The organism is Paucimonas lemoignei, from assembly GCF_004342585.1.
GTDB classification, from domain to species: domain Bacteria; phylum Pseudomonadota; class Gammaproteobacteria; order Burkholderiales; family Burkholderiaceae_D; genus Paucimonas; species Paucimonas lemoignei.
The window spans coordinates 141,248-164,606 of sequence record NZ_SLZQ01000009.1; the positions used below are offsets into that span (position 1 = coordinate 141,248).

Annotated in this window: 22 protein-coding genes and 1 tRNA gene; 17 read left to right on the plus strand and 6 right to left on the minus strand. The window is 57.8% G+C overall.

Features of this window, described 5'->3' with window-relative positions; genetic code table 11:
- Nucleotides 1–364 precede the first annotated feature (364 nt).
- The gene (locus EDC30_RS14260; RefSeq protein ID WP_132259518.1) at nucleotides 365–1,594 is read left to right on the plus strand and encodes a Yip1 family protein; all 1,230 of its coding nucleotides are present in this window, start codon (nucleotides 365–367) and stop codon (nucleotides 1,592–1,594) included.
- 79 nt (nucleotides 1,595–1,673) lie between these two features.
- Here EDC30_RS14260 and EDC30_RS14265 read toward each other — a convergent pair.
- Nucleotides 1,674–1,749, minus strand: a tRNA-Asn gene (locus tag EDC30_RS14265).
- A 61-nt stretch (nucleotides 1,750–1,810) separates the two neighbouring features.
- Nucleotides 1,811–3,025 (minus strand): amino acid aminotransferase, encoded by a 1,215-nt coding sequence (locus tag EDC30_RS14270; protein WP_132259519.1) that lies wholly within the window; start codon nucleotides 3,023–3,025, stop codon nucleotides 1,811–1,813.
- 125 nt (nucleotides 3,026–3,150) lie between these two features.
- Here EDC30_RS14270 and uvrB point away from each other — a divergent pair, with 125 nt between their 5' ends.
- The 12 genes from uvrB to iscX all read left to right on the plus strand — a co-directional run bounded on the left by uvrB (nucleotide 3,151) and on the right by iscX (nucleotide 13,876).
- Nucleotides 3,151–5,244: an excinuclease ABC subunit UvrB gene (gene uvrB / locus EDC30_RS14275; RefSeq protein ID WP_132259520.1), complete on the plus strand. Its 2,094-nt coding sequence runs from the start codon at nucleotides 3,151–3,153 to the stop codon at nucleotides 5,242–5,244.
- 107 nt (nucleotides 5,245–5,351) lie between these two features.
- A complete protein-coding gene (locus EDC30_RS14280; protein ID WP_165973833.1) occupies nucleotides 5,352–6,122 on the plus strand; it encodes a uracil-DNA glycosylase family protein in 771 nt (256 codons plus the stop codon).
- Between the two features lie 158 nt (nucleotides 6,123–6,280).
- Nucleotides 6,281–7,381 (plus strand): hypothetical protein, encoded by a 1,101-nt coding sequence (locus EDC30_RS14285; protein WP_132259522.1) that lies wholly within the window; start codon nucleotides 6,281–6,283, stop codon nucleotides 7,379–7,381.
- A gap of 72 nt (nucleotides 7,382–7,453) precedes the next feature.
- A complete protein-coding gene (locus EDC30_RS14290; protein WP_132259523.1) occupies nucleotides 7,454–7,810 on the plus strand; it encodes a four-helix bundle copper-binding protein in 357 nt (118 codons plus the stop codon).
- A 335-nt stretch (nucleotides 7,811–8,145) separates the two neighbouring features.
- Complete coding sequence (gene iscR / locus EDC30_RS14295; RefSeq protein ID WP_132259524.1) at nucleotides 8,146–8,619, plus strand: Fe-S cluster assembly transcriptional regulator IscR; 474 nt, start codon at nucleotides 8,146–8,148, stop codon at nucleotides 8,617–8,619.
- Between the two features lie 15 nt (nucleotides 8,620–8,634).
- Entirely contained in the window at nucleotides 8,635–9,888 is a 1,254-nt protein-coding gene (locus EDC30_RS14300; RefSeq protein WP_132259525.1) for an IscS subfamily cysteine desulfurase, read from the plus strand.
- 57 nt (nucleotides 9,889–9,945) lie between these two features.
- Nucleotides 9,946–10,344: a Fe-S cluster assembly scaffold IscU gene (gene iscU / locus EDC30_RS14305; RefSeq protein WP_132259526.1), complete on the plus strand. Its 399-nt coding sequence runs from the start codon at nucleotides 9,946–9,948 to the stop codon at nucleotides 10,342–10,344.
- Nucleotides 10,345–10,429: 85 nt separating this feature from the next.
- On the plus strand, nucleotides 10,430–10,753 hold the full coding sequence (gene iscA, locus EDC30_RS14310; protein ID WP_132259527.1) for an iron-sulfur cluster assembly protein IscA: 324 nt from the start codon (nucleotides 10,430–10,432) through the stop codon (nucleotides 10,751–10,753).
- 85 nt (nucleotides 10,754–10,838) lie between these two features.
- A complete protein-coding gene (gene hscB / locus EDC30_RS14315) occupies nucleotides 10,839–11,354 on the plus strand; it encodes a Fe-S protein assembly co-chaperone HscB (protein ID WP_132259528.1) in 516 nt (171 codons plus the stop codon).
- 24 nt (nucleotides 11,355–11,378) lie between these two features.
- The gene (gene hscA, locus EDC30_RS14320) at nucleotides 11,379–13,244 is read left to right on the plus strand and encodes a Fe-S protein assembly chaperone HscA (RefSeq protein ID WP_132259529.1); all 1,866 of its coding nucleotides are present in this window, start codon (nucleotides 11,379–11,381) and stop codon (nucleotides 13,242–13,244) included.
- 42 nt (nucleotides 13,245–13,286) lie between these two features.
- Nucleotides 13,287–13,625: an ISC system 2Fe-2S type ferredoxin gene (gene fdx, locus EDC30_RS14325; RefSeq protein ID WP_132259530.1), complete on the plus strand. Its 339-nt coding sequence runs from the start codon at nucleotides 13,287–13,289 to the stop codon at nucleotides 13,623–13,625.
- A gap of 56 nt (nucleotides 13,626–13,681) precedes the next feature.
- Nucleotides 13,682–13,876: a Fe-S cluster assembly protein IscX gene (gene iscX, locus EDC30_RS14330; RefSeq protein ID WP_132259531.1), complete on the plus strand. Its 195-nt coding sequence runs from the start codon at nucleotides 13,682–13,684 to the stop codon at nucleotides 13,874–13,876.
- Between the two features lie 66 nt (nucleotides 13,877–13,942).
- On the opposite strand, the gene EDC30_RS14335 is transcribed toward iscX, so the two are convergent.
- The 4 genes from EDC30_RS14335 to EDC30_RS14350 form a co-directional block, all read right to left on the minus strand.
- Nucleotides 13,943–14,668, minus strand: coding sequence for a glycine zipper 2TM domain-containing protein (locus EDC30_RS14335; protein ID WP_132259532.1), 726 nt, complete (start codon nucleotides 14,666–14,668; stop codon nucleotides 13,943–13,945).
- Between the two features lie 177 nt (nucleotides 14,669–14,845).
- Nucleotides 14,846–16,405: a lysine--tRNA ligase gene (gene lysS / locus EDC30_RS14340; protein ID WP_132259533.1), complete on the minus strand. Its 1,560-nt coding sequence runs from the start codon at nucleotides 16,403–16,405 to the stop codon at nucleotides 14,846–14,848.
- Between the two features lie 45 nt (nucleotides 16,406–16,450).
- A protein-coding gene (gene prfB / locus EDC30_RS14345; RefSeq protein WP_132259534.1) for a peptide chain release factor 2 occupies nucleotides 16,451–17,555 on the minus strand; the annotation gives its coding sequence in 2 pieces (ribosomal slippage) (nucleotides 16,451–17,473 and nucleotides 17,475–17,555; 1,104 coding nt in all).
- Nucleotides 17,556–17,847: 292 nt separating this feature from the next.
- A complete protein-coding gene (locus EDC30_RS14350) occupies nucleotides 17,848–18,873 on the minus strand; it encodes an AraC family transcriptional regulator (RefSeq protein WP_132259535.1) in 1,026 nt (341 codons plus the stop codon).
- A 141-nt stretch (nucleotides 18,874–19,014) separates the two neighbouring features.
- Here EDC30_RS14350 and EDC30_RS14355 point away from each other — a divergent pair, with 141 nt between their 5' ends.
- The 4 genes from EDC30_RS14355 to EDC30_RS14370 all read left to right on the plus strand — a co-directional run.
- On the plus strand, nucleotides 19,015–19,935 hold the full coding sequence (locus EDC30_RS14355; protein WP_132259536.1) for a 3-hydroxyacyl-CoA dehydrogenase family protein: 921 nt from the start codon (nucleotides 19,015–19,017) through the stop codon (nucleotides 19,933–19,935).
- 328 nt (nucleotides 19,936–20,263) lie between these two features.
- Entirely contained in the window at nucleotides 20,264–21,055 is a 792-nt protein-coding gene (locus EDC30_RS14360; RefSeq protein ID WP_132259537.1) for an SDR family oxidoreductase, read from the plus strand.
- Between the two features lie 58 nt (nucleotides 21,056–21,113).
- Nucleotides 21,114–22,358, plus strand: a complete 1,245-nt coding sequence (locus tag EDC30_RS14365; RefSeq protein WP_132259538.1) for a branched-chain amino acid ABC transporter substrate-binding protein — start codon at nucleotides 21,114–21,116, stop codon at nucleotides 22,356–22,358.
- A gap of 117 nt (nucleotides 22,359–22,475) precedes the next feature.
- Nucleotides 22,476–23,359, plus strand: an 884-nt coding sequence (locus EDC30_RS14370; protein WP_132259548.1) for a branched-chain amino acid ABC transporter permease, incomplete at its 3' end; no start/stop codon positions are given.

Consider the following 23,359-nt stretch of genomic DNA (forward strand, 5'->3'; position numbering starts at 1 on the left):
TAGAGGCGAAATTATAACAGTGTTCTTTCAGAACTGGCGAGTATTCTGAAGGAGAAACGCTTCCTCAAAGCAAAATCGCCCACGCCAATGCGGAATGGACGCCGCCTGCATATGGATCCCCCGATCCGGTCTTGAGCCAGGAAACTGTGGACGAATTCCATCCGGCGAACAAGTAAATTCTTACTCTGCAATGTTTCTGTTCCACGTAGCTTAAGTTGAAATTTCACTATGCGAAATAATCGACTAACGAAAACCTGCTGATTTTTGGTAATTATTCACAGCTTTTTTCAATATCCCCATTTAGAATGCCGTTGGTTTCCAAAAAGTCATCACATTCGCGAAGTTCCACTCAGGGAGAAAATGCATGAATTTGATCGAACGCGTCAAGAATATAGTGCTCACGCCAAAATCGGAGTGGGAAGTCGTCAGCAATGAGTCGACAACGAACGCCGCCCTGTATAAGGGATACATCGTGCCGTTGTCCGCAATTGGCCCCATTGCCAGCTTCATCGGCCTGTCGATCGTCGGCATCTCGTTGCCATTTATCGGCACGCATCGCGTGCCGTTTTTGTCGGGTTTATCGAGCGCACTGGTGTCGTTCGTGTTCGGCCTGATTGCAGTCTATCTGCTGGCGCTGGTGATCAATGCCCTGGCGCCGACATTTGGCGGTGAAAAAAACCAGATGCAGGCGCTGAAAGTCGCAGCATTTTCCTATACGCCGGCATGGGTGGCGAGCATCTTGTTTGTTTTGCCGTCGCTTAGCATCCTGGTGATGCTGGCAAGCCTGTATAGCCTATACGTGCTTTACCTCGGTTTGCCGGTGCTGATGAAAGCGCCGAAGGAAAAAGCGATCCCCTATACCGCGGTGGTGGTGATTTGTGCGATTGTCCTGACCGTCGTCGTCGGTGCGGTTGCAAGCGCATTTACCAGCACCGGTGCGGCAATCGGCAATATATCCGGAGCTCCTTCGGCAGGCGCCGCCGGCGAAGGCGGCGACGCGCTTGCAAAGCTTCAGAAAATGGGCGCGGAAATGGAAGCTGCAAGCAAGAAGATGGAAGAGGCTGCCCAGTCGGGAAATCCGCAGGCACAAGCCGAAGCAGCAGGCGCGATCATGAATGCCGCACTGGGAGGCGGGCAATTCGAGGTGGTCGACCAGAACATGTTGAAAGGGATGATGCCGGAGATGCTGGCTGGCTTGAAGCGCACTGCGCTGGAGGCTGAAAAAGTCGGAATGGGCGGATTCAACGTTTCCAAGGCAAATGGTGAATATGGTGATGACCAGGGCCGCAACATCAGCCTGACCGTTACTGACGGCGGTGGTGTTGCTGCCTTTAGTATGCTGGCAGGCTGGGCGATGGTCGAACAGGAACGCGAAAACGACTCCGGCTATGAAAAAACTGGCAAGGTCGATGGTCGTCCTACCCATGAAAGATTCAGCAAAGACGGCGAGAGCGAATACAGCGTCCTGGTTGGCAATCGCTTCCTGGTCGAAGCGCGCGGCCAGCAAATTGACATGAAGATGCTCAAGCAGGCAGTAGCCAGCATCGATTTGGCCAAACTTGACTCGATGAAGACGGCTGGCGCGAAAAAGTAGGAAGGGAGCGGTAAGAAGGGGAGGCTGTGCCTCCCAAAGCAAAAAGCCCAAACCTTGCGGAATGGGCTTTTCTTGAATCTGGCTCCCCGACCTGGACTCGAACCAGGGACCTGCGGATTAACAGTCCGTCGCTCTACCGACTGAGCTATCAGGGAATGGAAGCGAGATTATAGCAGCCCTCGGGATTTTGTCAAAACCCGAGGGCAATTTTTGCTTTTACAACACCTTGGCGATGGCGTCGACCACGGCGTCGATGTTGCGCGAATTCAGCGCAGCCACGCAGATACGGCCGGTATCCACGGCATAGATTGAGAATTCGTCACGCAGACGGTGGACTTGTTCCTTGGTCAGGCCGGAGTAAGAGAACATGCCGCGCTGCTGGATGACGAAGTCGAAATTCTGGCCCGGAGCCTTGGCTTTGAGCTTTTCAACCAGCTCCTTGCGCATTTCCTTGATGCGCACGCGCATGGCGGCCAGTTCCTCTTCCCACAGCTTGCGCAGTTCGGGAGTCGCCAGCACGGTGGCCACCACCTGGCCGCCATGGGTCGGCGGGTTGGAATAGTTGGTACGCACCACGCGCTTCAGCTGCGACAGCACGCGGGCGGCTTCTTCGCCGCTGGCAGCGACGATGGACAGGGCGCCGACGCGCTCGCCGTACAGCGAGAACGATTTCGAGAAGGAGTTCGACACGAACAGCGGGCCGCCGGCGTCCGCAAAGCGACGCACCACCTTGCCGTCAGCATCGATGCCGTCGCCAAAGCCCTGGTAAGCCATGTCCAGGAACGGAACCAGGCCACGCTGGGTGATGACTTCAATGACTTGCGTCCACTGGTCTTCCGTCAGGTCGGCGCCGGTCGGGTTGTGGCAGCAGGCGTGCAGCAGGACGATGGAGCCGGCCGCCATGGTTTTCAAGGCTTCCAGCATGCCGGCGAAGTTCACGCCGCGGGTCGCGGCATCGTAGTACGGGTAGTTGTTGACCTTGAAACCGGCCGATTCGAACAGGGCGCGGTGGTTTTCCCAGGACGGGTCGCTGATCCAGACTTCCGAATTCGGCGAGAAACGCTTCAGGAAGTCGGCGCCCAGCTTGAGCGCGCCGGTGCCGCCGATTGCCTGGGCGGTAACCGCGCGTTTTTCGGCGATGACGGCGCTGTCGGCGCCAAACACCAGTTCCTGCACTGCCTTGTCGTACGCTGCCAGGCCTTCGATCGGCAGGTAAGTGCGCGGCGCCAGTTTTTCCATCAGCTGCGCTTCAGCTTTTTTCACGCATTCCAGCAGGGGCACCTTGCCGTTGTCGTCGTAATAGACGCCGACGCCGAGGTTGGTTTTGTTGGGGTTCTTGTCGGCGTTGTAGGCTTCGGTGATACCGAGGATGGGGTCGCGCGGGGCCATTTCGATGGCGCCGAACAGGGAGGCGGAAGCAGGTGCGTTCATCGTGATAACATGAAAAGTTGGCTGCGTTGGTGGTGGCGCAGCAGGGTTGTCCAATTCGCAAAACCATTTTTGCGTGGTTTCGCGCGGAAATTGCAACCTATTATTCTACCAAAGGTCTTACATACATGGCTGAATTAACCCAGGTTCCCAGCGCGATCGACGAATCCCGCATCATTACTTTTCCGGACTCTCCTTATCAACTTTACCAACCGTTTCCGCCCGCCGGCGACCAGCCGACGGCGATCCAGCAATTGGTTGAAGGCGTGGAGGATGGCTTGTCATTCCAGACCCTGTTGGGTGTGACCGGCTCCGGGAAAACTTACACTATGGCGAACGTGATTGCCCGGCTGGGACGGCCGGCGGTCATCTTTGCTCCCAACAAGACGCTGGCGGCCCAGCTCTACAGCGAATTCCGCGAATTTTTCCCGCGCAACGCCGTCGAGTATTTCGTCAGTTATTACGATTACTACCAGCCGGAAGCCTATGTGCCGCAGCGCGACCTTTTCATCGAAAAGGATTCCGCGATCAATGAGCACATCGAGCAGATGCGTCTGTCGTGCACCAAGTCGCTGATGGAGCGGCGCGACGTGGTCATCGTGGCAACCGTCTCGGCGATCTACGGTATCGGTAATCCGAACGAATACCACCAGATGATTTTGACCTTGCGCGCCAAGGACAAGGTCAGCCAGCGCGATGTCATCGCCCGACTGATCCAGATGCAGTACGCGCGCAACGAGGTCGATTTCGCCCGCGGCACTTTCCGCGTGCGTGGCGATACCATCGATGTCTTCCCGGCCGAGCATGCCGAACTGGCGCTGCGCATCGAAACCTTCGATGACGAGATCGATAGCCTGCAGTTGTTCGATCCGCTGACCGGCAAGGTGCGCCAGAAGATTCCGCGCTTTACCATCTATCCGGGTTCGCATTACGTCACGCCGCGCTCGACCGTGCTGCGCGCGATCGAGTCGATCAAGGAAGAGTTGCGCGAGCGGCTGGAATTCTTCCGCTCGCAGGGCAAGCTGGTGGAAGAGCAGCGCCTGGAGCAGCGCACCCGCTTCGACCTGGAGATGATGGCCGAGATCGGGTTCACCAAGGGCATCGAGAACTATTCTCGTCACCTGTCGGGCGCCAAGCCGGGCGAGCCGCCGCCGACGTTGGTGGATTACCTGCCGCAGGATGCGCTCATGTTCCTGGATGAGTCGCATGTCATGCTGGGGCAGTTGAACGGCATGTACAACGGCGACCGCGCGCGCAAGACGAATCTCGTGGATTACGGCTTCCGCCTGCCGTCGGCGCTGGACAACCGGCCGCTGAAATTTCAGGAATTCGAATCCAAGATGCGGCAGACTGTCTTTGTATCGGCGACGCCGTCCGATTACGAAGGCAAGCATTCCGACCAGGTGGTCGAGCAAGTGGTGCGGCCGACCGGCCTGGTGGACCCGATCGTTATCGTGCGTCCAGCCAGCAGTCAGGTCGATGACCTGATGTCCGAGATCACCGATCGCATCAAGAAGAATGAGCGCGTGCTGGTGACGACGCTGACCAAGCGCATGGCCGAGCAATTGACCGAGTTCTTGGGTGATAACGGCGTGAAGGTGCGTTACCTGCACAGCGATATCGATACCGTCGAGCGCGTGGAAATCATCCGTGACCTGCGCTTGGGTACCTTCGATGTGCTGGTCGGGATCAACCTTTTGCGAGAAGGCCTGGATATTCCGGAAGTGTCTCTCGTGGCGATTCTCGACGCCGACAAGGAAGGTTTCCTGCGATCCGAGCGCAGCCTGATCCAGACCATCGGCCGCGCCGCGCGTAACTTGAACGGCACGGCGATCCTGTATGCCGACCGCATGACCGATTCGATGAAGCGCGCCATCGGCGAAACCGAACGCCGCCGCAACAAGCAGATTGCCTTCAACAAGGAGCACGGCATCACGCCGCGCGGCGTGTCGAAGGAAATCCGCGAACTCATCGATGGCGTCTACAATCCGCACGAAGCCCGCCTGGAGCAGCAGGTGGCGCAGGACCGCACCGATTACGAGGCGATGAGCGAAAAGCAGATCAGCAAGGAAATCAAGCGCTTGGAAAAACTGATGATCGATCATGCGAAGAACCTAGAGTTCGAGCAGGCGGCCAAGGTGCGCGACCAGTTGCAAGTCCTGAAGGAAAACCTGTTTGGCGCGCCGGGCGCCGATAACGTCGTGTCGATCACGGGGAAATGACCATGACTGCGCATGCATCAGCCGCTTCGGCATCAGCCAGGAAAACTGCCCAATCGATAAAGAAAGGGACGGCGTCGCATGCTGCCGTTCCGGATGCGATTCTCGCCATGCTGGACCTGGCTGACGCAACATGGCGGACCGCCTTGCGCGCCGGCCTGGAAGCGCTGGCCGAAGTCAATCCGGATTACCTGCCGGCGCTGGTTGAAGACCAGTATCTGCCTACTGAAGGACGTTTGTTTGCCGCCTTTGCGCAACCCCTGCCGGCGGTGCGTTACATCCTGGTGGGCGAGGGGCCTTATCCGCGTCCGGAAAGCGCCACGGGCTTTTGTTTCATGGATGGCGCGGTGCAGTCGCTGTGGTCGGAAAGCGGCTTGTCCAAGCCGGTCAATCGCGCCACTTCGCTGCGCAATTTCATGAAGCTCTTGCTGGTGGCGGATGGCCGGCTGGAACCGGACAATACTTCGGGCGCCGCAATGGCGCATATCGCGCAGGAAGCCAATGCGGCGGACTCCGATTTCATCCAGACGCGCGCCGAACTGCAGCAAAATCTCACGGATCGTGGTTTTCTCTTGCTGAATGCAGCGCTGGTATTTCGCCCGCATGTGCCGCCGCTCAAGGAAGCCAAGGCGTGGCAACCGTTTCTCGAATGCGTGCTGGAAGCGCTGGAACGCCATGCCGGCGAATCCGGGAAGCCGCTGCCGACGCTTGTCCTGTGGGGGAAAATCGCCGAGCAGCTCAAGTCGGTCCCGGCGCTGCCAGATTTTCCGCAAGCGGTTTCCGAGCATCCGTATAACCTGAGCTTCATTCTCAATCCCACCATGCAAGCCTTGTTCGGGCCCATGCACCTGCTTCAGAAATCCTCCGACAAGCGCGTCTGATCAGACTCAAGCCCGGACAGACCTTTGTGAGCCCTCAAAGGATCGCTGCGCTGTCCGGTAACTAGCCAGCCCATCTTCGTCTCTAAGCCTTGAAGGGAAAGTTGTGGGCTTGTAAAGATTGCCATTTCTGTAAAGCTTGCATAACAGACTTGCGCCTCTTGACCATTCAAAATGGCAGGGAGCAGGGTGTTTTAATCACCCGCTTATGGCGCTTCTCCTTGCTGGCTGCGCTGTCCGGCATCTTTGGCAAGTGTCCTGATTTTCCTGGTACGGCGTTTGCGTATGCACTGCTGGGACACCTGGTTGAATTGGGGGATGTGAAGATGAATGCGATGCGATTGGCGATTCTGTCATGTGGATGCGCATGTGCCTGGATGATGCAGCCGGCACAGGCTGATTCCTATGACGAAAACGGGCGCAGCCTGGCAGACGAGCCCGTGTCGAGCGCGCTCGCGGAAAAGTCAATCGATGCTGATATGCTCGCCGCGGTGCCGTCGCATTTGGCTAGCCATGAACCGGCGGTTTCTCCGACTGGCACGCGTGTCCAGTTCGATTCCGGCACGATTGAGAACGTGCATCGCATCGTGGGCTTCTGGCCGAGCGTGCACTGGCTCAATTCCCGCAATCGCGGCTCCAGCATGGCGGCGTTGGGTTATACCTGGCGCAACCTGAGACTGGAAGGCGCGCTGTTCAAGGAGCGCGACAGCGACCAGTCCCGCAATAGCAATACCGAACTGCTGCGCATGGATGCCGCCAAGCGCCGGCTCGCCTATAAATTCGGGCCGAACTGGGCGTTTCAACTGAGTCGCGGCTATTTGAATACACCCGACCAATTCCGCCAGGATCAGAAGAGCCGCCGCCGCACCGCATCGCTGACTTATCGCAATGAATTTGCAGGTAATCCCTGGCACTCAACGCTCGCCTACGCCAGGGGAAAAGGATCATCCGGAACGGATAGCACGACCTACTTGCTGGATACTGCCATGCAGCTCGGCCTTCAGCACACGGTGTTCGGCCGTATCGAGCGGGGTGGCCATGACGAATTGTTCCTTGACGAGGAAGGTCCGCGCAACCGGGTCTACAACGTCAACAAGATGAGCGTCGGCTACCTGTATGAAGTGAAAACGGAAGGTCCGGCCAGGCTGGGCGTCGGCGGGGTGGTAAGCCGGCGCGATATGCCGAATGAACTCCTGTCCTACTATGGTGACAAAACCACTTCCTATACGGTTTTTTTTCGCCTGCAGATGAAGTTCAATTAGGGCGAGCCGGCGCTTAGCCCAGGGTCGGAGATCTTCATCAAGCACGGCGTAGCCAGCCTGGAGGGCAGAAAGATGCATCATCCGGTCAGTGCGGAAATGAAGAAATGCATCGAGGCATGCCAGAAGTGTCATAACACCTGTCTGCAGCTGTCGATGAGCCATAGCCAGGAAAGCGGAGGCCCTCATCTGGAACCGGGTCACTTTCGTCTCATGACCGATTGCGCGGCAATCTGCCAGTTTGCCGCCGACTTCATGCTGCGTGGTTCTCCCTTTATGGACCAGACTTGCCAGTTATGCGCTGCAATTTGCGATTTGTGCGCGCAAGCCTGCGAACAGGCAGGCGGCATGGCGGATACGGCGCAGGCATGCAGGCGATGCGCAGAGAGTTGTCGCCATGTAATTGAATCGATGGTGGTCAAGCTTGGCTAATGAAGTCTTTATGCTTTGAAAGCAATCTTTCTGCTTAGAAGGCAATAAGTCTATTTCTCTATACTTCATCGATTCCTATCCCGCGCCTTGCTGCTCCTGTCGTGCACGCTAGCAGCCGCGTAATTCGCGATCCTGGCTCCATGCTTCGGGGATTGCACCTTCATTATTTCCCCGTTACTCCTTAACTTTCCCTTGCCAGACATTCCTGACGGTTTTAGTCGACTTTGATATAATAGCCGAACAAAACACTCAACTAATCGGGATATTAACTGCTCAAAAGCAATAAAATTCCGAGATTGCATAGAAATAATGTTCGTATTTGAGGTACACGACAGATGAGATTGACGACCAAAGGCCGTTTTGCCGTCACCGCGATGATCGACCTGGCCATGCGCCAGGAGAACGGTCCGGTGACGCTTGCTGCCATCAGCCGTCGCCAGGAGATTTCCCTTTCCTACCTGGAGCAACTGTTTGGCAAGCTGCGCCGGCATGAAATCGTGGAGTCGGTGCGCGGTCCGGGAGGCGGCTATAATCTCGCCCGGCGCCCCGAGGATGTGACGGTGGCCGACATCATCATCGCCGTCGACGAGCCGCTGGACGCCACGCAGTGCGGCGGCAAGGGCAATTGTCACGGCGCGGACCAGGAGAGCGGCACGCAATGCATGACGCATGACCTGTGGTCGACCTTGAATGCCAAGATGGTCGAATACCTCGATTCGGTTTCCCTGAAAGATTTGGTGGATCAGCAAAAACAGAAAGCTGAGCAACAGCACGTGGTTTCCGTCGTGCGTCCCCATGTTGTGGTTTGATTGGAGTAAGAATAAATGAACGCCCCTCTGGAAAAAAGCCTGCTGGATACCATCAAGGCGCCGCATTTTCCGATTTATATGGATTACTCGGCGACGACGCCGATCGACCCGCGCGTGGCCGACAAGATGATCCCCTACCTGCGCGAGCAGTTCGGCAACCCCGCTTCGCGCAGCCACATGTATGGCTGGACTGCCGAGAAGGCCGTGGAAGAAGCGCGCGAGCAGGTCGCCAAACTGGTGAATGCCGATCCGCGCGAAATCATCTGGACTTCGGGCGCGACCGAATCCAACAACCTCGCCATCAAGGGCGCGGCGCACTTCTATAAAACCAAGGGCAAGCACATCATCACGGTCAAGACCGAGCACAAGGCTGTGCTGGATACCGTGCGCGAACTGGAACGCGAAGGTTTCGAAGCCACTTACCTGCAGCCGCAGGACAATGGCCTGATCACTATCCAGCAGCTGGAAGAGGCGATTCGCCCGGACACCATCCTGGTGTCGGTCATGCTGGTGAATAATGAGATTGGCGTGATCCAGCCCATCGATGAAATCGGCGAGCTATGCCGTAGCAAGGGCATCATTTTCCATAGCGATGCCGCGCAAGCAACCGGCAAGGTCAAGATCGACCTCGAAAAGACCAAGGTTGACCTGATGTCTTTCTCGGCGCACAAGACTTACGGCCCGAAGGGTATCGGTGCGCTCTACGTGCGCCGCAAGCCGCGCGTGCGCATCGAAGCGCAGATGCATGGTGGCGGCCATGAGCGCGGCCTGCGCTCGGGCACCCTGGCGACGCACCAGATCGTCGGCATGGGCGAAGCCTTCCGCATCGCCCGCGAAGAGATGGATAGCGAACTGGCCCGCATCCGCGCATTGCGCGACCGCCTGGCCAAGGGCTTGATGGAAATCGAAGAGGTGTACATCAACGGCGACATGGATCACCGCGTGCCGCACAACCTCAACGTCAGCTTCAACTATGTCGAAGGCGAGTCGCTGATCATGGCGATCAAGGATATCGCCGTGTCGTCCGGCTCGGCTTGTACGTCGGCCAGCCTGGAGCCGTCCTACGTGTTGCGCGCACTAGGCCGCAGCGATGAACTGGCGCACAGCTCGATCCGTTTCACCATCGGCCGCTTCACCACCGAGGAAGACGTCGATTTCACGGTCAAGCTGCTGAAGGAAAAGGTCGGCAAGCTGCGTGATCTCTCGCCGCTGTGGGACATGCACAAGGAAGGGATCGATATCAATTCGATCCAGTGGGCAGCACACTGACAGGAGGCCGCAATTTTTCGGCCCCCTGCAAAAACCAAGATTAGAAGGAGCATCAAAATGGCATATTCGGACAAGGTCCTCGACCACTATGAAAACCCCCGCAACGTCGGCGCTTTTGAAAAAGGCGATGACTCGGTCGGCACCGGCATGGTCGGCGCCCCGGCTTGCGGCGACGTGATGAAACTGCAGATCAAGGTCGGCGAAGATGGCGTGATCCAGGATGCGAAATTCAAGACCTATGGCTGCGGCTCGGCGATCGCCTCGTCGTCGCTGGTGACCGAATGGGTCAAGGGCAAGACACTGGACGAAGCACTGTCGATCAAGAATACCCAGATCGCCGAAGAGCTGGCGCTGCCGCCGGTAAAGATCCACTGCTCGATTTTGGCGGAAGACGCCATCAAGGCGGCGGTGCAGGATTACCAGGCCAAGCATGGTGCGTCCAAGGAAGTAGCGTAAGTAAGGATGTGGCGCAGGTAATTGACGTAATACAGGCGCAAAGTAAGGTGCGTCCCTCACGAGGGGATAGCTTGAGGAAAGCAAGATGGCAATCACATTGACGGAAAAAGCAGCGAAACATATTTCTCGTTATATTGAGCGGCGCGGCAAAGGCATCGGCCTGCGCTTCGGCGTGCGCACCACCGGTTGCTCCGGCCTGGCGTACAAGCTGGAATACGTGGATGAGAGCGCGGCCGAAGATGAGGTGTTTGAATCGCACGGCATCAAGGTGTTTGTTGATCCGAAGAGCTTGCCGTACATTGATGGCACCGAGCTGGACTTTGCGCGCGAAGGCTTGAACGAAGGTTTCAAGTTCCGCAATCCCAACGTCAAGGACGAGTGCGGCTGCGGCGAAAGCTTCCGAATCTGACATCGTGGCGCCGCGAGGCGCCATCGCCGCCCGAGCGATTGCCGAAGCCTGTTGGTCTGCTGACAGGCTTTTGTTTTAAGAGATCATGCAAAACCACTTCGAGCTTTTTCATCTGCCGCAGCGCTTCGAGATCGATACCGAAGCCTTGGATCGCGCCTATCACGAAGTGCAGAACCAGGCGCATCCCGATCGCTTTGCCAGTGCCAGCGGCGCCGAAAAACGCGTAGCCATGCAGTGGGCGACACGCGCCAACGAAGCCTACAAAACCCTGAAGAATCCGCTGGCGCGGGCGAAATACCTGTGCGAACTGAATGGCGTGGATTTGCAGGTGGAATCCAACACGGCCATGCCGCCGGCATTCCTGATGCAGCAGATGGAGTGGCGTGAAAAGCTCGAAGATGCCCATGCCGGTAAAGACATCGGCGAACTGGAAAATCTCGAGGGCGAACTGCGCGCCGCGCGCAAGAGCGAGCTTGCCTCGCTTGCCGCGACCTTGAATGCAGGCGACTACCAGGCTGCCGCGCAGGGTGTGCGGCGCATGATGTTCATTGAAAAATTCGAAGAAGAAGTGGCCAGGGTGTTCGACCTGGTCAGCGAGTAGGAATACTGAAGGAATACTGATTTTATGGCGCTTCTGCAAATTTCCGAACCGGGCATGTCCACCGCGCCACACCAGCATCGGCTGGCGGTGGGGATCGACCTGGGCACGACCAATTCGCTGGTGGCGACCGTGCGCAGCAGCATCCCGGAAGTGCTGACCGATGATGAGGGCAGGGCGCTGCTGCCGTCCGTGGTGCGCTACCTGCCGAATGGTCATGCGAACATCGGTTACAAGGCGCAGGCCGCGCAGGTGGCCGATCCCAAGAATACGGTCGTCTCGGTCAAGCGCTTCATGGGGCGCGGCCTGAAGGATATCGCTTACGCGGAAAACCAGCCGTACGATTTTCTCGACACGCCGGGCATGGTCCAGTTGAAGACCGTGGCGGGCGTGAAAAGCCCGGTGGAAGTGTCGGCGGAAATTCTGGCGACATTGCGCCAGCGCGCGGAAGACGTGCTGGGCGATGAACTGGTTGGCGCAGTGATTACCGTGCCGGCCTATTTCGACGACGCCCAGCGGCAGGCTACCAAGGATGCCGCCAAGCTGGCTGGCCTGAATGTGTTGCGCCTGCTGAATGAACCGACCGCAGCAGCGATTGCCTACGGTCTCGACCACAATTCGCAAGGCATCTATGCCGTGTATGACCTCGGCGGCGGCACTTTCGATATCTCGATTTTGAAACTCACCAAGGGCGTGTTCGAGGTGTTGGCTACCGGCGGCGATTCTGCCCTGGGTGGCGACGATTTCGACCACCGCATCCTGTGCTGGATTATCGAGCAAGCCAAGCTGGCGCCGCTGTCGGACCAGGACACGCGCCTGCTGATGGTCAAGGCCCGCGAAGCCAAGGAACTGTTGTCCACCAAGGCGGAAACCCAGATCGATGCGGTTCTCAATAGCGGCGAGGAAGTGCACCTGACGCTCTCGACCGACATCTTCTATGCCATCACCGAGCATCTGGTCAAGAAGACCCTGCAGCCATGCAAGAAAGCCTTGCGTGACTCGGGTTTGACCGATGACGATATCGATGGCGTGGTGCTGGTGGGCGGCGCCACGCGCATGCCGCATATCCGCAAGGCGGTCGGCGAGTTTTTCAAGACCACGCCGCTGGCCAATATCGACCCCGACAAGGTGGTGGCGCTGGGCGCTGCGATCCAGGCGAATCTTTTGGCCGGTAACCGTGCGCCGGGCGACGACTGGCTGCTGCTGGACGTGATTCCGCTGTCGCTGGGTATTGAGACCATGGGCGGGCTGGTGGAAAAAGTCATTCCGCGTAATTCCACGATTCCCTGCGCTCGCGCGCAGGAATTCACCACCTTCAAGGATGGCCAGACTGCGATGGCAATCCATGTGGTGCAGGGCGAGCGCGAGCTGGTATCGGATTGCCGCTCGCTGGCGAAGTTCGAGTTGCATGGCATTCCGCCGATGGCAGCCGGCGCCGCGCGCATCCGTGTCACCTATCAGGTCGATGCCGATGGACTGCTGTCGGTGTCGGCGCGGGAATTGCGCTCGGGTGTCGAATCCTCGATCACCGTGAAGCCGTCTTATGGCCTGTCCGACGACGAGATTGCGCAGATGCTGCAGGATTCCTTCAAGTCGGCGGAAAGCGACATGCAGGCACGTGCCTTGCGCGAGGAACAGGTGGAAGCCGACCGTCTGGTGCTGGCCACCGAATCGGCGCTGACTGCTGACGGCAACCTGCTGTCCGACGAAGAACGCGCTGCCATCGATGGCTTGCTTGCGAACCTTCGTCAGGTAGCGCAGGGTTCGGACCATAACGCCATCAAGGCGGCAATCCATGACCTTGCCGCAGGGACCGAGGAATTCGCCGCGCGGAGAATGGATCGCAGCGTGCGCGCCGCGCTGTCGGGCAAGAAGCTTGACGAGATCGCCTGAACAAACGGCTGACTCCATATAACTAAATTAACCGAGGTAATTGTGCCCCAGATTGTTGTTCTTCCCCATGCCACTCTTTGCCCTGAGGGCACCGTCATCGAAGCGGAAAAGGGTAAGAGCGTGTGCGATGTCCTGCTCGAAAATGATATCGAGATCGAACATGCCTGTGAAAAATCCTGCGCCTGCACGACTTGTCACGTCGTCGTGCGCGAAGGTTTTGATTCGCTGAACGAGCCCGAGGAAAAAGAAGAAGATTTGCTCGACATGGCCTGGGGCCTGGAAGCGACCTCGCGCCTGTCTTGCCAGGCGGTCGTGGGCGACGAGGATCTGGTGGTCGAGATTCCCAAGTACACCATCAATCACGCCCGGGAAAATCACTAAACGCTATCCTGCCTGTGCCCGCATAAGACAGCATAGGCAACCCAAGGAGGAAAACCATGAAATGGACCGATACCATTCAGATTGCGGAAGAACTGTACGACAAGTATCCCGACATCGATCCGCTGACGGTCAGATTCACCGACCTGCATAAGTGGGTATGTAGTCTGGAAGGGTTCGATGACGAACCGAACCGCTCCAATGAAAAAATCCTCGAAGGCATCCAGATGGCCTGGATCGAGGAAGCAAAATAAGCAGCGCGGTTTGCTGCATTCTTGAATTGGGTGGAGGCGATTCATATCACTCCGCCCAATTGCTTTTTAGCCGCGCAGGGTCAACTGACCGTTGACGATGCGCACGCGGTCACCAACGCGCCAGTTGTCGGTAGTTTCCTTGAAGCTGCGCGTGCTGCCGTCTTCCATCCGGACACTGACACGATAGCTGCTAGTTGCGCGGGCCCGTTTTTCCACTTCATTGCCGGCAAAGCCGCCGCCCACTGCGCCGGCTACGGTAGCCAGCTTGCGGCCATTGCCGCCACCGACTTGGTTGCCTAATAGACCACCCACTACTGCACCGGCCACCACTCCCACGCCGCTGCCTTGGCCCTGTTCCTGGACAGGAGTAACGGCTTCGATCCGGCCGCAGTCATAGCAGATGGCGCGTGCCTGTGCCGTTTGCTGGGAATAATTCTGCGACGCAGGACGGGGTGTGCTGCGGTGCTGGGTTGTTGTCTTGGAAGCCGCCTTGGGAGCCGGTTTTTCCGCTTCGTTATTTGCCAGCTGAGTCTTTGTCGAAGCCGTGTCGGCGGCAGTCTTGGCTTGCGCGCTATCACTGGACACGCCGGGCGCGGCTTGCGCAGCGCTGGCGCTATTGGCTGCGGGTGCCATCAGGCTGGCAACCGGCGCATTGGCAGGGCCGCTCTCGCTATGCGAGGTGGGCAGCAGGCCGGTGATGGCCGCTACGCCGGCAAGGCTCAATACCGTGACGGATACGGCAGCGATTGCAACCAGTGGGTGAATGCGATTAGGCTTGTTGTTGGTGTCCATACAGGCTCCCGTGTAAATCCATGTTGAAGTTGTCTTCCTAAGAACTGATTATCGAAGGAAAGTTTCAATGGAAATAGACGGCAAGCGGTGACAGATGTAAGGGTTTGTAACGACTGGCGAATCAGTCAATAAAAAAGGGCTGCCGTGCAGCCCTTTTCTTATCGCGAAAACATATCTTCAGTCTTCACGGCGCAGATGCGGGAACAAGATCACGTCGCGGATATTCGGCGAATCCGTAATCAGCATCATCAGGCGGTCGATGCCGATGCCGCAGCCGCCGGTCGGAGGCATGCCGTATTCCAGCGCACGGATGTAGTCGGCGTCGTAGTACATGGCTTCGTCATCGCCGGCTTCCTTGGCTGCCACCTGCTTCCTGAAGCGCTCGGCCTGGTCTTCGGCATCATTGAGCTCGGAGAAGCCGTTGGCGATTTCGCGGCCAGTGATGAACAACTCGAAGCGCTCGGTGATGCCGGGCACCGTGTCGGAGGCGCGCGCCAGCGGCGAGACTTCCACCGGATAGTCGATGATGTAGGTCGGGTCCCACAATTGCGCTTCGGCGGTTTCCTCGAACAGCGATAACTGCAGCGCGCCCACGCCGGAGATGACATGCGGCTCGACGCCGAACTTCTTCAATTCCTGCTTGAGGAACGCTTCGTCGTGCAGCTGCTCGTTGGTGTAGTGCGGCGCGTACTTGTTGATCGCACCGACGATGGTCAGGCGTTCAAAAGGCTTGGACAGGTCCAGCTCGCGCCCCTGGTAAGTCAGCTTGGCGGTGCCGTGCGCATCGATGGCGGCCTGGCGGATCACCTGCTCGGTGAATTCCATCAGCCATTTGTAATCGACGTAGGCCGCATAGAATTCCATCATCGTGAATTCCGGATTATGGCGCGGCGATACGCCTTCGTTGCGGAAGTTGCGGTTGACTTCGAACACGCGCTCGAAGCCGCCCACCACCAGGCGCTTCAGATACAGTTCCGGGGCGATGCGCAGGTACATTTCCATGTCGAGCGCATTGTGATGGGTGACGAAAGGCTTGGCTGCGGCGCCGCCCGGGATCACGTGCAGCATCGGCGTTTCCACTTCCATGAAGCCGTGCTCGCCCATGAAGCGGCGGATCGACGACATCGCGGCGGTGCGCGCCTTGAAAGTGCGGCGCGTGTCTTCGCTCATGATCAGGTCGACATAGCGCTGGCGATACTTGGTTTCCTGGTCGGCCAAGCCGTGGAACTTGTCCGGCAGCGGGCGCAGCGACTTGGTCAACAGACGCAGGTTCGTCACCTTGACCGACAGCTCGCCCTTGTTGGTTTTGAACAGCGTGCCTTCCGCGCCGAGGATGTCGCCCATGTCGTAATGCTTGAAGGCGGCATGGGCGTCCGCGCCAGTGGCTTCGTCATTGATGTACAACTGGATGCGGCCATCGGCCTTGGAACCGGAAGCATCCTGGATGGTGGCGAAGGATGCCTTGCCCATCACGCGTTTGAGCATCATGCGGCCGGCCACGGAGACCTTCACGCCTTGTGCTTCCAGCGCTTCACGTTCGGTTTCGCCATACTGCGACTGCAGGTCGGCGGCCTTGTGCTGCGGGCGGAAATCATTGGGGAAGGCGACACCCTGTTCGCGGATCGCCGCCAGCTTGGCGCGGCGCTCGGCGATGATGGAATTGTCATCCTGCGGCGCGGCGCTATCGTTTTGTTGCGCGGCTTGCTGATCGGGTTGTTGAGCGTTTTGCTGAGTCATGATGATTGCGTATTGTTATGTTCGATGGCCGGAAAGGTGCAGGGATCAGACACCCTGCTTGAGCGAAGCGGCGATGAAGTCGTCGATGTCGCCGTCCAGCACGGCCTTGGTATTGCCGACTTCATGACCGGTGCGCAAATCCTTGATGCGCGACTGGTCCAGCACGTAGGAGCGGATCTGGTGGCCCCAGCCGACATCGGTCTTGGAATCTTCCAGCTTCTGCTGTTCGCTCATGCGGTTGCGTAATTCCAGCTCGTACAGTTTGGCCTTCAGCATGTCCCAGGCTTCGGCGCGGTTGCGATGCTGGCTGCGATCGTTCTGGCACTGCACGACGATGCCCGACGGCGCGTGCGTCAGGCGCACGGCGGAGTCGGTCTTGTTGATGTGCTGGCCGCCGGCGCCGGAAGCGCGGTATGTATCGATGCGCACGTCGGCCGGATTGATATCGATCTCGATCGAGTCATCCACTTCCGGATAGACGAACAGGCTGCAGAACGAAGTATGGCGACCGTTGGCCGAGTCGAACGGCGACTTGCGCACCAGGCGGTGCACGCCGGTTTCAGTGCGCAAAAAGCCATAGGCATAATCGCCTTCGACCTTGATCGAGGCGGTCTTGATGCCTGCGACCTCGCCTTCGGAAATTTCCAGGATCTCGGTCTTGAAGCCCTTGCGCTCGCAATAGCGCAGGTACTGACGCATGATCATCGAGGCCCAGTCCTGGGCTTCGGTGCCGCCGGCGCCGGCGGTGATATCGATGAAGCAGTTGTTGGGGTCCATCGGATTGTTGAACATCCGGCGGAATTCCATGCCTTCGACGCGTTTCCTGAGTTCTTCGGCATCCTGCTCGATAGCGACGATGGTATCGTCGTCGCCTTCTTCGCGCGCCATTTCGAACAGATCGGTGGCGTCGCGCAGGCCGGCTTCGATTTCGGTCAGCGAAACGACGATGGCTTCGAGGGATTTCTTTTCACGTCCGAGATCCTGGGCCCGCTTCTGGTCATTCCAGACGTTGGGGTCTTCCAGTTCGGCGTTGACTTGTTCGAGTTTCTCCGACTTCGCAGCGAAGTCAAAGATACCTCCGTAGTTCTGCCTCACGGGTGGTGAGGTCCGCCAGCAGGGCGGAAAGGGCATTGAGGCGTTCGGCTTCCATGGTGAATTTCTTGGATTTGGTGAAACCTTACATTATACCTGAGGTAAGAAGAGAGATTTCCGGCCGATTTCTTCGCCTGTCCTCTTCGAGGATGATATTTGGGCATTCGCCAAATATGCTTGTCTTGCAATATGGTTGGGTGAGTAGTCAGGCTTGAAAATCTGCTATTCGTGAACTGGTCGGCTCTGCGCCAGGTATTGGGAGTAAAGCGGTGCGGGATGAGCTGTAGAAACTTGCGCCCAAGGAGCGAATTCCTTGCCGTCAAGATGCTGCAAGGCCGAGTTATTGCAGCTCATTTTCTATAGGCGCTCGGCGCTTTGCCAGTCCACTTTTTGAAAGCTTGCCGAAAGTTTGCCGCATCGCTGAATCCGAGCAGGGTGGCGATATCGTCGGTGCTCAGTTTCGTCGTCTGAAGGTATTCAGTGGCGAGCGAACAGCGGACATCGTTCAATATCTCCACGAATGACATGCCCTCTGCTTCGAGCTTGCGCCGCAGCGTCCTGGAAGTCATATGCAAGGCATCGGCAACCTCGTCCATGCCGGGAAACTGGCCAGGAGTGCGCATCAGGATCTGATACACCTCGCCGGCGACGCCGGCAGAAACCTTGGCCTGTCCTATCAAGCGGTCGCAGGTTTCCTGCAGCAGGGTGGAGGTGAGGCGGTGCGCGAGCTGCGGCTTGCGGTCAAGAATAGACGAGTCATAATAAATTTCAGATACCGGCTGATCAAAATACGTCGGGCAGCCCAGATATTTTTCGTAAAGATCGGCGTGCGGCGGAGCAGGGTGCGAGACGTGGATTTTTTGCGGAACGCATTCCGGACTGACCACATCACGAAGATGGGTCACATGCTGCGCAAGTTGCTGTTCGATGAGGAATTGGCGCAACTCCTTCGAAGGCGCAGAGATGAAATTCTCGGGAAACCACCAGATGGCGAATCCCGGCTCTTCGCGCCACTGAATTGCCAAGGTCGGTGTGGCCAGCTTGTGGTACTTCACGCCCAAATCGAAAAAATCACGGATGGTTTCGCTACAGAGCAGGGCGTAGCCATACATCCCGTATGCGGACAGGTGCATGCGCATGCCGACCTGGAAAGGAGTAGCCGGATCATGCGACAACTGCACGGCATTCTTGCAGACCGCGAAATACTGCCGTACCGATGTCAGCGTGTCGGCGGCATACATTTCCGCTTCGGTAATGCCGCTTCCCTGAAGGCTTTCTTCTGTGGAGATGCCTTGCTCACCCAAGGTCTCGACCAGGGCTGCAATCTTGTAGGGCGCGTATATCCGTTCATTCAGCAATGGCAGTTTTACTGTCACGGTCTGTTCCCAATCAGTTTGTCCTCGATGAATATGTGCATGTCCGAATGGAACCTCCTACTGTCCGATTGCCAATACTACCATAGCAAAAAATTGACGCATCGGTCATCGGGCCGGTGGAGAAATCAAATGGAGACAAGTATGCAACAAGCTCTTTCCGTGACAGTCATCGGCGCCGGGCTCATGGGCCATGGCATTGCACAAGTCTTTGCGCGGGCCGGCAATCGCGTGACGCTCACCGATCCCAACCAGGCGGCGCTGGATGCGGCGCTCAGGCATATCGCGCGCAACCTGGCAGAAATGAATATCGAGGCCGAGCCGGTGCTTGCCAACATCGCCATCGAAGCCGAATTGTCGCAGGCGGTAAGGACTGCCGATCTCGTGATTGAAGCGGCTCCCGAACTCCTGGCGCTCAAGCAGCGCATTTTTTCCGACGTCGCCAAATGGGCGCCTGAGCATGCAATTTTTGCCAGCAATACCTCGGTCATACCGATCACCCAGATCGGCGAGCTTCTCGAAGCGAATGCGCGCGCAAGGTTGCTCGGCATGCATTGGTGGAATCCGCCGCACCTTATTCCGCTGGTCGAAGTGGTCAGGACCGTGCATACCAGAGAGGACGTGTTTCAGACTGGTTTCGACATCCTCGCGGCAGTCGGCAAGATGCCGGTAAAAGTCCATCAGGATGTCGCCGGATTCATTGGGAATCGACTGCAGCATGCCTTGTGGCGGGAAGCTTTCGCCTTGATTGACGCCGGGGTGTGTGATGCAGAAACCATCGACACCGTGATCAAGAACAGCTTCGGCATGCGGCTTTCCGTGCTGGGGCCCATGGAAAACGCAGACCTGGTCGGACTGGATCTTATCCGCGAGGTGCACGCCGTTGTCTTTCCTGATCTGGATTGTTCCAAAACACCGTCGCCAACGCTGAGCCAGCTCATCAAGCAAGGGGATTTGGGCATGAAATCGGGAAAAGGGCTGCGCGCCTGGACACCGCAGCAAGCCGACGAAGTACGGCGGAGGCTGGCTGCGCTATTGATTTCAATGAACGCTCCTGTGGGCTGACTGCGATTTATTCGAATAAAAAACGCGCTTTCGTCGATAGTCGGGCAATGCCCGACCCGAGGGCGCAGAGCCGGACGGCGAGCTTTAGCTAAAGCGGCGGGACCGCCTGGGTTGGGCACTAAGCGAACAAGGCCGAGTGTTAATGTTTAGCGTTAATGCCGGGTGGATAAGTGGCATGTTCACATTGGTTGTTCGGTAAATGTGTGGGGATCAAACATGTTTTTCAGGCTCTCGCTCATCTAAAGTTCTTGGCTAGTAGCGCCAACTTGATGTTTCGGCATGGCGCAAAAATTACTGCCAATGTGAAATCAAATTTCAGAAAACCATCATGAGCATCAAATCCTTACTTCTTCCAGAGCCGGGCCTGCGGGTTCTTGTCACAGCTGGCGGCTCGGGAATCGGCGCCGCAATCGCCCGCGCATTTCACGAGCTCGGTGCCCGGGTTCACGTTTGCGACATTGACCGCGCTGCCCTGGATCGCCTGACCGCCGAAGTGCCGGGTATCGGCGCCACCATGGCTGACGCCTCCGCGCCCGATGATGTCGACCTCGTATTTGACAACGTTCAGAGCGCATTGGGCGGGCTGGATGTATTGGTCAACAATGTCGGCATTGCCGGGCCTACGGGAGCGGTCGAAGAGCTTGACCAGGACGAATGGGATCGCACCGTATCGGTCAATCTCAACAGCCAGTTTTATTTTGCGCGGAGAGCAGTGCCCATGCTGAAGCAATCGAGCGCCAATCCCTGCATCATCGCCATGAGCTCGGTCGCAGGCCGCCTGGGCTATGCCTTCCGCACTCCTTACGCCTCGACGAAATGGGCCATCGTCGGCCTCATGAAATCGCTGGCCATCGAGCTGGGCCCGCATGGAGTGCGCGTCAACGCCATTCTTCCGGGTGTCGTGGAAGGAGAACGCATGAGCAGTGTCATCAGTGCCCGCGCCGCAGCGACCGGCGTTTCAGTTCAAGCCATGCGCGAGGAATATCTGCGCAAGATTTCCCTGCGCCGCATGGTCACCATGGATGATGTGGCCGCCATGGCCGCATTCCTTAGCTCTCCTGCCGCGCGCAACGTGACAGGACAAGCGATCAGTGTCGATGGCAACATCGAATACCTTTAAGCGTAGTCAGTAGTTTCGCCCTTTTCTTTTCTTCCTGCATTAGAACTTGGAGACAACCATGCACAAATCCACACAATTAAAATTCGCAATCGCTCCGACCCTGGCTCTTGTGGCCGGCATCGCCACCGCGGCGCCTGTCAAGATCGCTGTTCTGGAAACGCTCTCGGGCCCGCAAGCTTCGACCGGCCTGCTGTACCGCACCGCGGTCAAGTATGCCGTTGACCAGATGAACGCCACCGGCGGCTGGAATGGCGAACCGGTCCAGCTGGTCGACTACGATAACCAGGGCGGCCCGTCTGGCGCTTCGGACAAACTGAAGGCAGCGATTGCCGATGGCGTGCAGATCGTGGTCCAAGGCGCATCGTCGGCTGTTGGCGGACAAATCACGGAAGACGTGCGCAAGCACAACCTGCGCAATCCAGGCAAGGAAATCGTCTATATCAATGTCGGCGCGGAAGCATTGGAATTAACTGGCGACAAGTGCAATTTCCATCATTTCCGTTTCGGCGGCAATGCGCAAGTCCGCACCAAGGCACTGGTCGATGCGATGAAACAGGCGAACGTGCTTGGTTCGAAGGTCTATTCGATCAATCAAAACTATTCCTGGGGCCAGGATATGGATCATGCCATTTCCGACAATGCTGCGGCGGGTGGCTACAAGGTCGTGGAAAAGGCCCTGCATGACGTCAACAAGATCCAGGACTTCGCTCCGTACGTTGCCAAGATCAAGGCCAGCGGCGCTGACACCGTCTTGACTGGCAACTGGTCCAACGACTTGCTGTTGTTGATGAAAGCTACCCGCGCAGCCGGTTTGAAAGTCAGGTTCGGGACGGTTTACCTGGATCAGCCGGGTAACGTCGCCAACGCCGGCGAAGTCGCTGTCGGCCACTATGTCGTTCAGTCATTCAATCCGGAAGCCGGTGGCGCCGAAGGCGAACGCTTCGTCAACGACTATAAGGCCAAGACCGGCCATATGCCGGCATTCATCGAGCCGCAAACCGTGTTCGGCATGCAGATGGTTGCCGATGCCCTGAAGCGCACCAAGCCGGAGGCAGGCGCATTGAACGTCAACGCATTTGCCAAGAATCTGGAAACGGCGAAGGTGAAAACCCCGGTGGGTGAAATGTCGATGCGTGCCGCCGACCACCAGGCTTTGCTGCCGATGATCGTGTCGACCGTGGCAAAGGATGCCAAGTTCAAGGTTGACGGCACCGACATGGGCTTCAAGCCGGTCAAGCGTTTCTCTGCTGAAGAAGCTGCGACCCCGGTGCAATCCAGCTGCGTCATGAAACGTCCCTCCTAAGGGTGCTGTACCAGGTGTAGCGTTGAGCGTTGACGCTGCACCGACTTGACTGTCCTGCCGCGCATGTTTTCCATGCGCGGCACGGGGCTCTGCGTCCCGCAATTTCTGGAAAAGCTCATGGAATTCTTTACCGTATCGCTGCTCAACGGCACCATCTACGGCTTGTTGCTGTTCATGGTTTCGGCCGGTTTGACGCTGATTTTCGGCATGATGGGCGTGTTGAACTTTGCCCATACCTCTTTTTACATGATCGGCGCCTACCTGGCCTACAGCCTGCAAAAGGTGATTGGCTTTTGGCCGGCGATCATTGTCGCCCCGATCATCGTCGGCTTTCTCGGCGTGGTCGTCGAGCGCTTCTTTTTGCGCCGCGTGCACAAGTATGGCCACGCGCATGAATTGCTCGTGACCTTCGGCCTGTCGTTCATCATCGCGGAAATCATCAAGCTGTTCTTCGGCAATTATCCGGTCAATTACCAGGTGCCGTCCTCGTTGAATTTCGCTGCCTTCCAGCTCTTCGGCACCGACTATCCCTTCTATCGCCTGATGATGGGCGTCATCTCGCTCTTGATGTTCGGCCTGGTCTTCCTGCTGCTGTCGCGCACCCGCGTCGGCATCGTGGTGCGCTCGGCGATCTACCGCCCGAAGATGGCCGAAGCCCTCGGCCATAACGTGCCGATGGTGTTCATGGGCGTGTTCGGCGTGGGCGCGGCGCTGGCGGGTCTCGCCGGTGCGGTGGCCGGGGCGTTCTACACCACCAACCCCAACATGGCGCTGGAACTGGGCGTGCTGGTGTTCGTGGTGGTGGTGATCGGCGGTCTGGGTTCGCTCGAAGGCGCGATGGTGTCGTCGATTCTGATCGGCTTGATTTCCTCGTTTGCGGTGGGCATCGACCTGAGCGCGGCCGATGTGCTGGGCTATGTCGGCGCCGGGGAATGGGCGCAAGAAGTCGGCGGCTTGCTGACGCTGAAAATATCCTCGCTGGCGGCGACGATTCCATTTGC